At 58.2% G+C, this 14,840-nt stretch carries 10 protein-coding genes and 2 tRNA genes; 11 read left to right on the top strand and 1 reads right to left on the bottom strand.

Annotation, left to right across the window (positions count from 1 at the left end):
- The first annotated feature begins 5 nt into the window (after nucleotides 1–5).
- Nucleotides 6–482 (top strand): transcription elongation factor GreA, encoded by a 477-nt coding sequence (gene greA / locus E6W33_RS21045; RefSeq protein ID WP_136419301.1) that lies wholly within the window; start codon nucleotides 6–8, stop codon nucleotides 480–482.
- 6 nt (nucleotides 483–488) lie between these two features.
- Nucleotides 489–938, top strand: a complete 450-nt coding sequence (locus tag E6W33_RS21040) for a DUF4149 domain-containing protein (RefSeq protein ID WP_136419300.1) — start codon at nucleotides 489–491, stop codon at nucleotides 936–938.
- A 52-nt stretch (nucleotides 939–990) separates the two neighbouring features.
- Here E6W33_RS21040 and yhbY read toward each other — a convergent pair whose 3' ends face one another.
- The gene (yhbY, locus tag E6W33_RS21035; protein ID WP_136419299.1) at nucleotides 991–1,464 is read right to left on the bottom strand and encodes a ribosome assembly RNA-binding protein YhbY; all 474 of its coding nucleotides are present in this window, start codon (nucleotides 1,462–1,464) and stop codon (nucleotides 991–993) included.
- A 34-nt stretch (nucleotides 1,465–1,498) separates the two neighbouring features.
- Here yhbY and E6W33_RS21030 point away from each other — a divergent pair, with 34 nt between their 5' ends.
- The 9 genes from E6W33_RS21030 (at nucleotide 1,499) to E6W33_RS20990 (ending at nucleotide 14,814) form a co-directional block, all read left to right on the top strand.
- Entirely contained in the window at nucleotides 1,499–2,143 is a 645-nt protein-coding gene (locus tag E6W33_RS21030; RefSeq protein ID WP_136419298.1) for an RlmE family RNA methyltransferase, read from the top strand.
- A gap of 208 nt (nucleotides 2,144–2,351) precedes the next feature.
- Nucleotides 2,352–4,238: an ATP-dependent zinc metalloprotease FtsH gene (gene ftsH / locus E6W33_RS21025; RefSeq protein ID WP_136419297.1), complete on the top strand. Its 1,887-nt coding sequence runs from the start codon at nucleotides 2,352–2,354 to the stop codon at nucleotides 4,236–4,238.
- 86 nt (nucleotides 4,239–4,324) lie between these two features.
- Nucleotides 4,325–5,173, top strand: coding sequence for a dihydropteroate synthase (folP, locus tag E6W33_RS21020; RefSeq protein ID WP_136419296.1), 849 nt, complete (start codon nucleotides 4,325–4,327; stop codon nucleotides 5,171–5,173).
- 10 nt (nucleotides 5,174–5,183) lie between these two features.
- Nucleotides 5,184–6,521 carry a phosphoglucosamine mutase gene (gene glmM / locus E6W33_RS21015; protein ID WP_136419295.1) on the top strand — a complete coding sequence of 446 codons (1,338 nt, stop codon included), beginning with the start codon at nucleotides 5,184–5,186 and terminating at the stop codon, nucleotides 6,519–6,521.
- A gap of 83 nt (nucleotides 6,522–6,604) precedes the next feature.
- Nucleotides 6,605–6,681 (top strand) — tRNA-Pro (locus tag E6W33_RS21010).
- A gap of 416 nt (nucleotides 6,682–7,097) precedes the next feature.
- Nucleotides 7,098–8,444 (top strand): tetratricopeptide repeat protein, encoded by a 1,347-nt coding sequence (locus E6W33_RS21005; protein ID WP_168798712.1) that lies wholly within the window; start codon nucleotides 7,098–7,100, stop codon nucleotides 8,442–8,444.
- Between the two features lie 15 nt (nucleotides 8,445–8,459).
- Nucleotides 8,460–11,276: a FecR domain-containing protein gene (locus E6W33_RS21000; protein ID WP_136419293.1), complete on the top strand. Its 2,817-nt coding sequence runs from the start codon at nucleotides 8,460–8,462 to the stop codon at nucleotides 11,274–11,276.
- A gap of 205 nt (nucleotides 11,277–11,481) precedes the next feature.
- On the top strand, nucleotides 11,482–14,439 hold the full coding sequence (locus E6W33_RS20995) for an EAL domain-containing protein (RefSeq protein WP_136419292.1): 2,958 nt from the start codon (nucleotides 11,482–11,484) through the stop codon (nucleotides 14,437–14,439).
- Nucleotides 14,440–14,737: 298 nt separating this feature from the next.
- A tRNA-Arg gene (locus tag E6W33_RS20990) sits at nucleotides 14,738–14,814 on the top strand.
- Nucleotides 14,815–14,840 lie beyond the last annotated feature (26 nt).

Genomic DNA, 14,840 nt, shown 5'->3' with positions numbered 1-14,840 from the left:
AAATCATGAGTACAGTACCCATTACCAAGCGCGGCGCAGAGCTTTTGAAGGCTGAATTGCACCGCCTGAAAACCAAGGATCGTCCGTCCGTCATCAGCGCCATTGCGGAAGCGCGCGCCCAGGGCGACCTGTCCGAAAACGCTGAATACGACGCCGCCAAGGAGCGCCAGGCATTTATCGAAGGGCGTATCGCGGAGTTGGAAGGCAAGCTGGGCGCTGCGCAGATCATCGACCCGACCGTGCTGGATGCCGAAGGTCGTATCGTTTTTGCCTCAACGGTCGATCTCGAAGATCTTGAGTCTGGCCAAAAAGTGACCTACCAGATTGTCGGAGAGGATGAAGCCGACCTGAAAGAAAAGAAGGTGTCGATCACATCTCCGATCGCGCGTGCGCTGATCGGCAAATATGCGGGCGACGTGGTTGAAGTGAATGCGCCGTCCGGCATCCGCGAATACGAAGTCCTCGAAGTCCGCTACATCTGAGTTGCGATGCGTGCCGCACGCATTCGGCTGCTGATTGCTACGCTCTGGATCGGGAGTCTGTGGACCATTGGCTACGTGGTCGCGCCGACGCTCTTTGCAAGCTTGACTGACAGAATGCTGGCCGGAACGATCGCGGGAAAATTGTTCCGGATTGAAGCCTGGATCTCGATTGTCTGCGCGCTCGCACTGATCGCATCAGTCAAGTCCGCTCCAGAGGAAAGTAATGCCAAAGCGGGAAAACAGGTTCGTTGGCTTGCGTTGGCGATGCTCGTTTGTGCGCTGGTCGGCTACTTCGGACTGCAGCCGTTTATGTCGACGTTGCGCGAGGCGGCAGGTCCCGGCGGTGTGATGGACGCTGCGACGAAGAGCCAATTCGGCATCTTGCATGGCGTGTCGAGCGCGTTCTACCTGATCCAGAGCCTGCTTGGCGCGCTACTTATCTGGAAACTGCGATGATTGAAGTGGCGACCATGATCGCCATGCCTGTCGAGTTGTCGCGGTCTTCTTCTCAAGTCCTGCCCAAAGCGGATTTCTTTGAACTGGTTTGACGCTTTTTGGCGCGCTTGATATTCCCGCCGGCCGTGACGCGCTCATTACCTTTCAGGACAACCTTGGTCACCGTCGGGCGCTTGGTCCCGCTCGGGCTTGGTTTGACGATCGTTACTTCGCGCAGGCCTTTGCCGCGCTTTTCGCTGCGCTCCTTGGGAGCATCTTTTTTCGGACGGTAGAGCACCAGCAGTTTGCCGATATGCTGAATCGGGGCGGCACCCAGTTCTTCGCAGATTTTTTCATAGATTTCAATGCGTGCATCGCGGTCGTCGCCGAAGACGCGAACCTTGATCAGTCCATGGGCGTTCAGGCTGGAGTCGATTTCCTTCAGCACGGCGGGTGTCAAGCCGGCATCGCCGATAATGACGACGGGGTCCAGTGCATGCGCCTCGGAGCGGAGCGCGCTGCGCTCGGCGGGTGTCAGTTTCAACATGATTAATATTCCTTAAAAGCGGTATTCTACGCGAATGGCAAAGAACAAATTCAACAAAAACTGGGTGCATGACCATATCAACGATCCTTATGTGAAGCAGGCACAGAAGGAGGGCTATCGCGCGCGCGCTGTCTACAAACTGAAGGAAATCGACGAGAGCGAAAAACTGATCAGGCCGGGGCAAATCATCGTCGATCTGGGCTGCGCGCCGGGGAGCTGGTCGCAGTACGCACGCAACAAGCTGGCCGGGAAGGAGGGGGGCGGCATCAACGGCACCATCATCGGGCTGGACATGCTGCCCATGGAGCCGATCGCGGATGTGCATTTCATACAAGGCGATTTCCGCGAACAGGAAGTGCTGGACCAACTGGAGGAAGTGGTCGCCGGCCGCAAGGTCGATCTGGTCTTGTCCGACATGGCGCCCAACCTGTCGGGCGTCGCAGTCACGGACGCGGCACGGGTTGAGCATATCATCGACTTGGCGATCGAATTTGCACAAGCCCATATGAAACCTTCCGGCACCCTGCTCGTCAAATGTTTCAACGGGCCGGGTTATACCCAACTTGTCGAGAAGTTCCGCCAGGAATTCAAGACCGTAACGTCCAAGAAGCCCAAGGCCAGCAGGGACAAATCCTCGGAAATATTTTTGCTTGGTAAAGTCCTCAAAAACCCTCACTAGTTGCAAGTTGATTACTTGATAACCCTTGATTTCCGCAAAACGAGCCGCACATGCTGGGCAAACCCATCGAGATTCGGTCGCTACGGCGCAACTTGCGGTCATTTTCCCCGCGATTTGAAGCAATATTCGGGCTGGCAACCACAGATTATTGCGGGTAGAATCAATTACAAGCTTTGTAAATAGGCGCGCCTGCGTCTAAGGAGTTCTAGTGAACAATATGTTTTCGAAGGCCGCCATCTGGGTGGTCATCGCCTTGGTGCTCTTCACTGTCTTCAAGCAGTTCGACGGACGCACTCTGGCCGGCGGCGCAACGCCGATCCCCTACTCGGACTTCCTGGACGAGGTCAAGGCCAAGCAGATTCGCGAAGCAGTCATTGAAGACCGTACCATTGTCGCGACGACCAATGATGGCAAGCGCATCAAGACAGCGGTGACCTATCTTGATCGCGGCCTGATCGGCGATCTGATCAACAATGGCGTCAAATTCGACGTCAAGCAGCCGGAAGAACAATCGTTCCTGTCGCAAGTTTTCATTTCCTGGTTCCCGATGCTGCTGCTGATCGGCGTCTGGGTGTTTTTCATGCGTCAGATGCAAGGAGGCGGCAAGGGCGGGGCGTTCTCGTTCGGCCGTTCCAAGGCTCGCATGCTCGATGAAGCGAGCAATACCGTGACCTTTGCCGATGTTGCCGGCTGCGACGAGGCGAAAGAAGAAGTCCAGGAGCTGGTTGACTTCCTGCGTGACCCAACCAAATTCCAGAAGCTCGGCGGCCGCATTCCGCGTGGCGTGCTGATGGTCGGCCCTCCGGGTACCGGCAAGACCTTGCTGGCTCGCGCCATTGCGGGCGAAGCCAAGGTGCCGTTCTTTACGATTTCCGGTTCCGACTTCGTTGAAATGTTTGTTGGTGTTGGCGCCTCCCGCGTACGCGACATGTTCGAGAACGCGAAGAAACACTCGCCTTGCATCATCTTCATCGATGAAATCGATGCCGTCGGTCGCCACCGTGGCGCCGGCATGGGTGGCGGTAACGACGAGCGCGAACAGACCTTGAACCAATTGCTGGTCGAAATGGATGGCTTCGAGGCCAATTCGGGCGTGATCGTGATTGCAGCAACCAACCGCGCTGACGTGCTCGACAAGGCACTGCTTCGTCCGGGCCGTTTCGACCGCCAGGTGATGGTCGGCTTGCCGGATATCCGCGGTCGCGAACAGATCCTGTACGTGCATATGCGCAAGGTGCCGATTGCCCCCGACGTGAAGGCTGACATTCTGGCACGTGGCACACCCGGTTTCTCCGGAGCCGATCTGGCCAATCTGGTCAACGAAGCTGCACTGTTCGCCGCGCGCCGAAACAAGCGCCTGGTCGAAATGCAGGATTTCGAAGACGCCAAGGACAAGATCGTGATGGGTCCGGAGCGCAAATCGGCAGTCATGCGCGAGGAAGAACGCCGCAACACGGCATTCCATGAATCCGGTCACGCCGTCGTCGCCAAGCTGTTGCCAAAAGCAGACCCGGTGCACAAGGTCACCATCATGCCGCGCGGTTATGCGCTCGGCCTGACATGGCAACTGCCGGAACATGACCGTGTGAACATGTACAAGGACAAGATGCTGGAAGAGATCGCAATCCTGTTCGGCGGACGCATCGCCGAAGAGATCTTCATGCATCAGATGTCGACCGGCGCCTCGAACGACTTCGAACGTGCAACCAAGCTTGCCCGTGCAATGGTCACTCGCTACGGCATGTCCGAAACCTTGGGCACCATGGTGTACGAGGACAGTGAGCAGGATGCATACTTCGGGCGCATGACGTCCAAGACGGTATCGGAGGCCACCCAGCAAAAGGTTGACACCGAGATTCGTTCGATCCTGGATGCACAATATGCGTTGTCGCGCAGGCTGCTTGAAGAAAACAAGGAGAAGGTCGAAATCATGGCCAATGCCTTGCTCGAGTGGGAAACACTCGACGCAGACCAAGTCAATGACATCATGGAGGGCCGTGAGCCGCGTCCGCCGAAGGCAGGGATCCCGACCAAACGGTCCGCATCGGATAATACATCCGGTGGTGTTTCTCCCAACGCAACTGCGCCGGCCTAAGCAGCAGCAGCCGACTTAACGGTCAAATCAAGGGTGAGGAGTGATCCTCGCCCTTTTTGTTTGCATCACATGTTTGTATCGCCCCAATGACAACACAATACCTGCAATTCGGACGCTATAGCTTCCCCATGGAGGAGCAGGCGCGTCCGCTCGTGATGGGAATTCTCAACATCACCCCGGATTCGTTTTCCGACGGAGGCCAATTTCACTCGCTGGATCTCGCCTTGTCGCGTGCCGAGCAAATGATTGCGGACGGTGTCGATATCATCGATATCGGCGGCGAATCCAGTCGGCCAGGTGCAGAACCTTTGCCGCTCGACGAAGAATTGCGACGCGTCATGCCAGTCCTCTATGCATTGCGGGATTGCGGCAAACCCTTGTCGCTGGATACCTACAAGCCCGAGGTGATGCGTGAAGCAATCGCTGCTGGTGTCGACATGATCAATGACATCAATGGTTTTCGAGCGGACGGGGCGTTGAGTGTCGTCAAGGAAAGTGATTGTGCACTGTGTATCATGCACATGCTGCGTGATCCGACGACGATGCAGGTCACGCCGCACTATGACAATGTTACCGAGGAAGTTACTGCGTTTCTGCGAGAGCGTGTCGCGGCCATGGAACAAACAGGGATCGATCGCCGCCGCTTGTGTATTGATCCCGGATTCGGTTTCGGCAAGACGCTGGAACATAATCTCGCCCTGCTGCGGGATCTCGGAAGGATGGCGGACGAAGTCGGCGTTCCCATTTTGGCCGGACTGTCGCGCAAATCCATGATAGGCGCGATTACCGGCAGGCCGGTCGAGCAGCGCATGGCGGGAAGTGTAGCAGCCGCGATTGCGGCCGTTGCGCGCGGCGCGCGGATTGTTCGCGTCCATGATGTCGCGGAAACGATGGATGCGCTCAAGGTCTGGCAGGCAGTCGCCACGAACAGCTAAGGAAGAAAACATGACACGCAAATACTTTGGCACGGATGGCGTGCGCGGGCGAGTGGGGACATTGCCGATCACTCCCGACCTGGTGATGAAGCTGGGTTATGCCGCCGGCAAGGTGCTGGCGCAGGCAGAATCGAGCAGTGGGAAACCGGTTGTGCTCATCGGGAAGGACACGCGCATTTCCGGCTACATGCTGGAAGCCGCGCTTGAGGCAGGCTTTGCCGCCGCCGGTGTCGATGTGACCCTGGCCGGGCCGATGCCGACGCCGGCGATCGCCTACCTGACTCGCGCGCTGCGCCTGTCGGCAGGTGTCGTTATTTCGGCATCTCATAATCCGTACGACGACAACGGTATCAAGTTCTTCTCCGCATCGGGCAACAAGCTGCCGGATGCCGTCGAGTCCGCGATTGAAGCGGCGCTTGAAGCCCCAATCGAATGCGTTCCGTCGGAAAAGCTCGGCAAGGCCAAGCGACTGTTCGATGCGCAAGGCCGCTATATCGAGTTTTGCAAGAGTACATTTCCAAACGAGCTTGACCTGCGCGGATTGAAGATTGTGGTGGACTGCGCACACGGCGCGGCCTATCACATCGCGCCCGATGTGTTCCATGAACTCGGCGCGGAAGTCATCTCGATCGGAAACCAGCCAAACGGCTTGAATATCAACGACGGCGTTGGGGCGACCGCGCCGGCGGCAATCTCGGCCGCGGTCCTGGAACACAAAGCCGATCTCGGCATTGCCCTCGATGGCGACGCAGACCGGTTGCTGATGGTGGATTCAACCGGGCGCGCCTATAACGGCGATGAGCTGCTGTATGTGATGATCAAGGACCGCCTGTCGACCGGCCCCGTGCAAGGCGTCGTGGGCACGCTGATGACCAACATGGCGCTTGAGGTCGCCTGCAAGCAGTTGGGTGTCGGCTTCGCGCGCGCGAAAGTTGGTGACCGCTATGTGCTCGAGGTGCTGCAGGAGCGCGGCTGGCTGATCGGCGGCGAAGGATCGGGGCACTTGCTATTCCTCGACAAGCACACCACCGGCGACGGCATCGTCTCCGCCTTGCAGGTACTCTCAGCATTGAAACGTAGCGGTCAAACCTTGGCGCAGGCGACAGCCGATCTCGTTCTTTTCCCGCAAAGCCTGGTCAACGTGAAAGTGACGCCTGGTTTTGAATGGCAGAAGAACGGCGCGGCGGTGGCCGAGAAGGAAATCGTCGAATCGGAGTTGGGCGATAACGGTCGCGTCCTGATTCGTGCATCGGGCACAGAGCCCTTGATCCGCGTGATGGTCGAAGCGAGAAGTGCGGATACCGCAAATGCGATGGCACGTCGGATTGCCGACAAGCTTGCCGCTTGAAATAGAGCGCCAGTACAGGCGGCTGGCATGCCGCCGGAATAAAATTGACCGCATCGTCCAAGCCCGGTATGATGCGTGTCTCTCGGGGCGTAGCGCAGCCTGGTAGCGCACCTGATTTGGGATCAGGTGGTCGCACGTTCGAATCGTGTCGCCCCGACCAGGATTTTCTCTCTTTATGCGGGTTTCAAGGACCTAGTAGCCGCGAAACCCGCTTCTCCAAGCAAGGCCGTCGTGGCTGTTCTCCCTTGATGGTGGAGGGCTGGCTTTCACTACGCAAATCCGGCATAGCCCGTGCTCCCAAGATAGTTCCATTGCAACCGAGCGGCTCCCCGCGCATATCAACTCCCGAACGCTGTATTTTTGGGCTGTCCTTTTTTCCCCAAGGGATCAAATCCCTGCGGGGTTTCATTCGATCAAAAGTACTCTTCGCTTCTTGACAGCGGTAAATTTCCAACTTACTTTAAGGAAATTTTAACGAGAAGAAAGTCTTGTTTTCCCGCAGAGGATCTCTTGGCCAAGCCCCGAGCGAGCGCAACAAGATTTGTCGACAGGAGAGCCCCCTAAATGAATTGCCGGATGAAGACAAGGATCATGTCGGCATTGGTTGCGTCCATGCTTGCCGGTGGCAGCGTGTGGGCAGCCGATGCGGAGATGGATAAGGCACGCGCGATGCTGCGCGACGGCAAACCCACCGACGCGTATGCGCTGCTCGAAAAACAGGAGTTCGCGCGCGCAGGCGACGTGGAGTTCGACACGCTGATCGGCGTTGCCGCGCTCGATGCGGGCAAGCCGGACAAGGCGACCCTCGCTTTCGAACGCGTGCTGGCCGTGGACCCGAATGCCGCCGGCGTTCGGCTTGACATGGCGCGTGCCTACTTTGCGCTGGGTGACTATCCGCGCGCACGGCAGGAACTCGATGCCGTCGCGGGGGTGAATCCGCCGCCGAGCGCGCGTCTGATCATCGACAAGTACTACCGCGCCATCGAGGAGCGCGAGCAGGCGAAGCGTACCGTGGTGAACGGATACGTCGAGGGATTCGGCGGCTATGACAACAACATCACTTCGGTGGTCGGCGACTTCACCAATGCGGTGCTGGCAACTTACAGTTTGCCGGGCTTTCTTCCCACGGGTAATGCGGTGAAGCGCAGTTCCGGCATTCTTGGCGCGGGCGCCGGGGTGGAGGTGACGCACCAGGCGACTGAAGCGATATCGCTGTCTGCCGGTGCCGACGTGCGACATCGCGAAGTGCTGAGGGCGCATAACTATGCAAGCGACCAGATCGACCTGCGCGCAGGTATCAGTTACGCGCAAGGCGTGAATTTGTACCGAGCGGGGCTGACTCTGCAGGATTACCACCAGCGTACCGACGTGCCGAGCGCCGATCGCAATTCGATTGGTCTGAATGTGGAGTGGCGCCGTACCTACGGCTCGTCCGATCAGGCCAGTCTGTTTGGTTTGGCGACGCGACAGCGCTTTCCGGATATTGCGGTCAACGACGTCAATACCCTGGGCCTCGGCGTCGGCTGGCTTCATCAATGCGAGGGAAGGCGCAAGCCCTTGTTGTATGCGAGCGTCCTCGGCGGGCAGGACAATGCGCAGAATTCCTTGGCGAACGGCGCCAATTACGACAAGCGTTTTTTTAATGGCCGTCTCTATGGCCAGCTGTCGTTGAACGATACCTCCGACCTGTTTGCGAGCATCGGGCTGCTTTATCGCGGCGACCGTTCCGCATTCGCGCGTTCGACCAATGTGGCCTATGGCAGCGACCATGTTGCCGACGTCACGCTTGGCTGGAACTGGCGGCCAGCGCCGGACTGGACGGTACGGCCCCAGGTTATGTACACCGAGAATCGCTCAAACATCGCACTGAGCGAATACCGCCGCACCGAGACGCTGGTGACGGTTCGCTACGACTTGCATTAACCGACGGGAAGCACCATGAAGACCACCCGATTTGATTCGATTCGATTGAAAGTACTTTGTGTTGCGCTGATCGCGGTTTATCCGGCTCTGGCGGAAGCCGGTGTTGCCGGTCGCGCGCAATTTGTCGCCGGCGACGTGCGTATTGTCGACGCCAAGGGCAAGGAGCGCCCGCTGCGCAAAGGCGAAGAAGTGAACGAAGGCGACACTGTCATCAGTGGCGCAGGCGGTTCGGCACAGCTGAAGATGATTGATGGGGCAATGGTTGCCGTGCGTCCCGCGACCGAGCTGAAGGTCAATGATTATGTTTTCAGCGATGAAGGCGACGGCAAGGAAAAAGCATCCTTTTCCCTTGTCAAGGGCGGGCTGCGCGCAGTTACTGGCCTGATTGGCCGCGTGAACAAGGACCGATACAAGATAGAAACGCCGACGGCCGTCATCGGCATTCGAGGCACCGATCACGAGCCGGTGGTGGTATTGCCGACATCCGCAGGCATGGGCGTGGGAGCGCCCCCGGGCACGTACGACAAGGTCAACGTCGGCGCGACCTCGCTGACAAACCAGGCAGGCACGACCTTAGTGGCGGCAAATCAGGTTGGCTTTGCGGCATCGCCGACGCAGGCGCCCGTGTTGCTGCCGAAGGTGCCTGATTTTTATCGGGCAACACCGGCGCCAAAGCAGGAACAAAAGCAGGAGAAAGAGCAGAAGCAAGAGGCAAAGCAAGAGGCGCAAGGTTCCACTCAGCAGGAGGCGGCAACCGCCAGCAGCAGCGAGAGCACCGGCGCTGCGAAAACCGATTCCACTGCAACGCCTGTAGTGGCGACGGCAACGACGACGACGACTGTTACGAGTACGACCCCGACTACCAACCTGACGGCAACCGACACCAGTGGCAACACGCTGAATCTCTCGAGTCAGACCATCACGACAACGAGTGGCGAACAACTGACTTTGACGGGCGACACGGTGCCCACCCCGACACCGACACCGACCCCAACCCCAACGCCTTCGACGCCGTATACGCAGCTGATCGCAACCTTTCCGGCCCAGGTGACAACCAGCGGTTCTACGGATCAGACGCAGACCTTTTACTATCCGGGCGTCTTTTACTTCGGCGGTCCCAGTTCGTCCGTTCAGCGTGACTCGGCAGGCAACGTCATCAAGGTGACAGACGACGGCACGGATTATTTTGGCTATCGGTCGAGCTTGTCCCAAAGCGGCAGTACCATGACCGATCTCGGCTCGAATGCCGCGAGTGGCCTCTACTGGGGACGCTGGCAGGGCGGCCAAGTGACGCAGACGAGCCAGTATATTGGCATGGATGCCAGCGGCAACTGGGGGCTTGGAGCCTACGACACGACGTCAGGCGCGTTTGTCATTGGCACCACCAATACGAACACATCGACGCTTGGCGGTGGCAGTTTGCACTGGATTGCTGGCGACATCGCGACACCGAAGCAGTTGTCACTAGTGCTGACCGGCACGGCGAGCTATGCGCTGGCGGGAGGCACCCGGCCGACCGATCAGGCGGGCAATGTCGGAACGCTGACCAATGCGAGCCTGGGTGTGAACTTTACAACCCAAATCGCCAATGCCAGCCTCAATTTCTCGATCGGCGGCAATAACTGGGGCATGCAGAGCGGTGATATGCAGATGTATGGTCCGCACTTTTACGGATACAGTACTTGCTCCGGCACATGCACCTCCAGCATCAGCGTAACCAAGAATGGCGCCGCAATGAGTTCGACGGGGACGGCCACTACCGGTTTTGCCTACGGCTCGATGGATGGCTCACTATTGGGAACGGGACTGAACGCCGCTGCCTTGCAGTACGCGATACAGGAAGCGGTGCCGACGACACAGGTGGACAGCACTACCGGCCAGACCATCACGACGTTTAACAACAATCTTATCCAGGGTGTTGCCGGCTTTACCGGCCCGACGCAGGACGTCAACACGCCGTTCCGGGCGGTCGGCGTGACGAATGGCTGGAAGGATTGGGAAGGATCCTTTTCCTCCACCGATACAAGCTTCTACCGCAGCAGCATTGACGCCGGCGAAGCGCCGGCAGCGCGGGTTGTTTTCGGGACAGACGGCCTGAATGAATTCCTCGGCACCGCAAGCGGCTTCACGCCCATGGCAGCAGGCACTTCTACATCCTCGGTAGATACTCCCGCCACGATCAAGATCGGCTCAGCTGTGAACCGTGATGTCGGTTCGGCCACCATCGGCACGACCACCGTGTCCTGGGGCCGCTGGGAAGGCGGAAGCATCGATATCTACAGCCGTGACGGTGCGATCAAGCTGGGCACGATCGACAACTCCGGCCGCAGCGTTCACTGGATTGCGTCCCCGGTGCTGACCGACATGGGCACGTTTACGAGCCTGCCGCTGACCGGGACTGCGACATATACCTTGGCCGGCAACACCAGCCCGACCGACTTCAAGGGAAACATCGGCACCTTGAATTCGGCGACTCTGAGTGCTGACTTCACCAACGCCAAGGTCAACGCCGGAGTCAATGTCAGCTTCAACTCGGCGACCAATACCAGCAACTGGAGCATGAGCGCCAGCAATATCCCGCTGAGCGGAAAGGATGGATTCGGTTCCAGCACCATGCTCAACGGCGTGAACGGCATCACGCATACGGCAAGCTGCAGCGGGCCGTCGTGCGGTGCGCAAACGATAGGTCATATCGATGGTGTGTTCTTCGGCGGCGCGCAGGGAGCGGCGGTCATGTACGGCATGGCAACCGGATCGACGACCAGCACAACGAGCGGATCGACCTTCACACCTCTCAATGCCGTGAGCGGGCTAGCGATCATGAAGCGCTAGCCTGGTGCGAACATGCATGTCCGCCTCGTACTGAGAGCGGGCATGCCTGCGACGGCCAGCAATAATGCTACATCCCCGATTTACAGTTTGCGTAGACTTGATGTCGCTGAGATAATCAGGCTTCCTATCATGTCGCGAGCGAGGGGCACTTGGCGTCTGCATGTAATACAACAGCTGTATTCCCGTATTCCGGCGGAGCCATTGCATGAAGAACCTGGATGAACTCGTTGAGATCATCGCCGGGGAGATCGGCCTGGATCCGAGCGGAATCGATCAGCGCAAGGCCGTCCTCGAACTGACCGACGCAGATATCGCGTTATTGCGAAAAGTTCATGATGTGCTGGCGCCGCATCAGCCGGCACTGGTCAATTCCTTCCACAGTTATCTGTCCAAATTTCCCGAGCTTCAGCCCTTGCTGGGTGATGCCGGCGTCCGCGAGCGCCTGAAGTGCGCCCAGGTTGTTTATTTCAATCGCCTGACGGAGGGCGATTACGATGCACGCTATATCAAGGATCGCCTGCGCGTCGGCGTCGTGCATCAACGCATCGGTTTGGAACCCAAATGGTATGTCGGCGCTTACCGAAAGTACGTTACTGAGGTGATCCCGATCCTGGCCGAATCGATGCGCGACGAGCCGCAGCAGTTCTTTGCCGCGTATAAAGCATTGCTGAAGATTGTCTGCATGGACGTGGTGCTGACCCTGGATACCTATTTCCAGGCCGACCGCAAAGAGATCTTGCGCGTCAAGAACTATACCGAGCAAGTCATTGCCTCCATGCCTTCGGGTCTGATGACGATTGATGCGGATTTGAATATTCGCACCATCAATCGCGCGATGTGCAGGATGTTTGGCCTTGATGCCGAGGCGAATGTCGACGGTATGCCGCTGACCACCTTGATCAGCAATGCCGCCTTGTTCGACGGCTTGAGGCAGGTGCTGGCCAGCGGCGTGGATCAGCATGACCTGATGGTCACCGTTGCCGACGGTCCGGTGGTACGCCACTTCGAATTCAATGTGTCCGGTGCATTGCTTGCACAGGAAGACGCATTGCTGGTGATGGCGCAGGACATTACCGACCGCGTTCGCTCGCAGGAGGAATTGCGTCGCTTCCGGATGGCACTGGACAGCTCGATCGATGCGGTCTACCTGATCGATCGCGAACGGATGCGCTTTATCGACGCCAATGAGACGGCGCTGTCCACGCTCGGATACACGCATCAGGAACTGCTGCACCTCGGGCCGCAGGATCTCAAGCCGGACGACGGCGAGCTGGAACGAATCAATCATCGCTTCGATGAAGTCATCGGCAGCGACAGCAAGACGGGGATCCTGCACACGGTTCACCAGCGCAAGGACGGGAAGCGATTTCCGGTCGAAGTATATCTGCGGGCAGTGCAGTCGGAAGGCCGGCAACTGCTGGTTGCCGTGGTGCGCGACATTACCGCGCGCCTGCAGGCCGAGGCGGTATTGCGCGAGAGCGAAGAGCGCTTCCGCGTGGCGTTCAATCAGGCCGCGGTTGGTCTTGCTCATGTCGCGCCGGACGGACGCTGGCTGATGGTCAACAAGAAGCTCTGCGAAATCGTCGGGTATTCGAGAAAAGAGCTGCTGGAAATGCGTTTCCAGGATATTACCCATCCGGAGGACCTGATCGCCGACTGGTCGGTCGCACGCCGCATGATTGCCGGCGAAGTGGACGAGAAGACCTGGGAGAAGCGCTATCGTCACAAGAACGGGTATTACATCTGGGTCAATCTCACGAGTTCGACGGTGCGCGATGAGGAGGGCAAGCCGAAGTATTTCAGCACGGTGGTCGAGGATATTTCGCGGCGCAAGCAGATTGAAGAAGAGTTGCTGCATCTTGCCAACTACGACGCACTGACCAGTTTGCCGAACCGCTCGCTGTTGCTGGACCGTCTGACGCAGGCACTGGCTTTCGCCAATCGCTCCGGTGGCCAGGTCGCGGTCATGATGATCGATCTCGATCGCTTCAAGAATATCAACGACAGCCTGGGCCATGACGTGGGCGACAAGATCATTATCGAGATCGCGCGCCGACTGTCCTTCACCGTGCGCGCCGGCGATACCATTGCGCGGCTTGGCGGCGACGAGTTCGTCGTGATCCGACCCGACATTGCGCACGAAAACGCTGCGGCGATCATGGCGCAGCAGATCCTTGAAGCGATGTCACGGCCGATGGCCATGCAAGACCATGAGTTCTACCCCACTGGAAGTATCGGCGTCAGCGTATTTCCCCGGGATGGTCATGACGCCCAGACCTTGCTGAAAAATGCCGACACCGCGATGTACCGCGCGAAGGATGCCGGCCGCAATAATTTCCAGTTCTATGCGCATGAGATGAATTCCAGGGCGCTGGATCGGCTCAAGCTGGAGAGCGGATTGCGCCGCGCACTGGAACGCGACGAGTTCGTCCTGCATTACCAGCCGCAGATGGATCTCTCCAGCGGCCGGATCATTGGCGTCGAAGCTTTGCTGCGTTGGGAGCCGCCCGGCCAGCCCATGGTTTTTCCGGGTGATTTCATTCCGGTCGCGGAAGATACGGGGCTGATCGTGCCGATGGGCGAGTGGGTGCTGCGCACTGCCTGTGCGCAGGGGCGTGCCTGGCGTGAAAACAGTGCGCTGGCGCACGTCAAGGTCGCGGTCAACCTGTCGGCGCGACAGTTCAAGCAGCAGGATATTGTCAAGACCGTGTCGCGCGTTCTCGAGGAAACCGGTTGCAGCCCCGAATGGCTGGAGCTCGAAATCACCGAAAGCGTCATCATGGAAAACCCGGAAGCCGCCGCGGACGTCTTGCTCAAGCTGAGCAAGATGGGCGTGCACCTGTCGATCGATGACTTCGGAACGGGTTATTCCAGTTTGAGTTACCTGAAGCGCTTCCCGATCGATTCGCTCAAGATCGACAAGTCTTTTGTCAGAGATATCACAACCGATTCTGATGATGCGGCAATTGCAAAGGCCGTGATTGCGCTGGCGCACAGCCTGAAGATGAAGGTGATCGCGGAAGGTGTCGAAACCCTGGAACAACTCGACTTCCTGCGCAAGCAGCGATGCGATCAGATGCAGGGATATTACTTGAGCAGGCCGGTAGCGGTTTCTCACCTTGAGAAACTGATGGCTGAGAACAAATTACTGCTGAAGGACTAAGTACCTGCTCATAAAAAACTGTGATTGTTTGTGGCCCAAGTCGGCGCGCTACTGCGTTGCCCGCCCCTGGCAGTGCTCGCACTGCGTCGGGTCAGGCGCCTTGCATCGCATCCGACATGGACCACATCCATCTCACAGTTTTTTATGAGCAGGTACTTAGATTCTCGCGACTAGCCTGAGAGGCGTTGAAAGCCCGCGTTATTAGATGTAATATCCGCAAGCTTCATCACAGACGGAATGCAAGCTGCCAACGATCATGTTATCGTTTTGTTCAGTTGCAGTTCGTTCTCCTTGCACACTGCCCATAGCTCAGTTGGATAGAGCATCAGCCTTCTAAGCTGAGGGTCGCAGGTTCGATTCCTGCTGGGCAGGCCACTATCCATGCGGGTTTCGATCTTTTG

It is taken from the genome of Herbaspirillum sp. ST 5-3 (genome assembly GCF_004804275.1).
Taxonomy (GTDB): Bacteria; Pseudomonadota; Gammaproteobacteria; order Burkholderiales; family Burkholderiaceae_D; genus Noviherbaspirillum.
The sequence above is the reverse complement of the archived record's forward strand: the minus strand, read 5'-3'. Positions and strand labels throughout refer to the sequence as shown.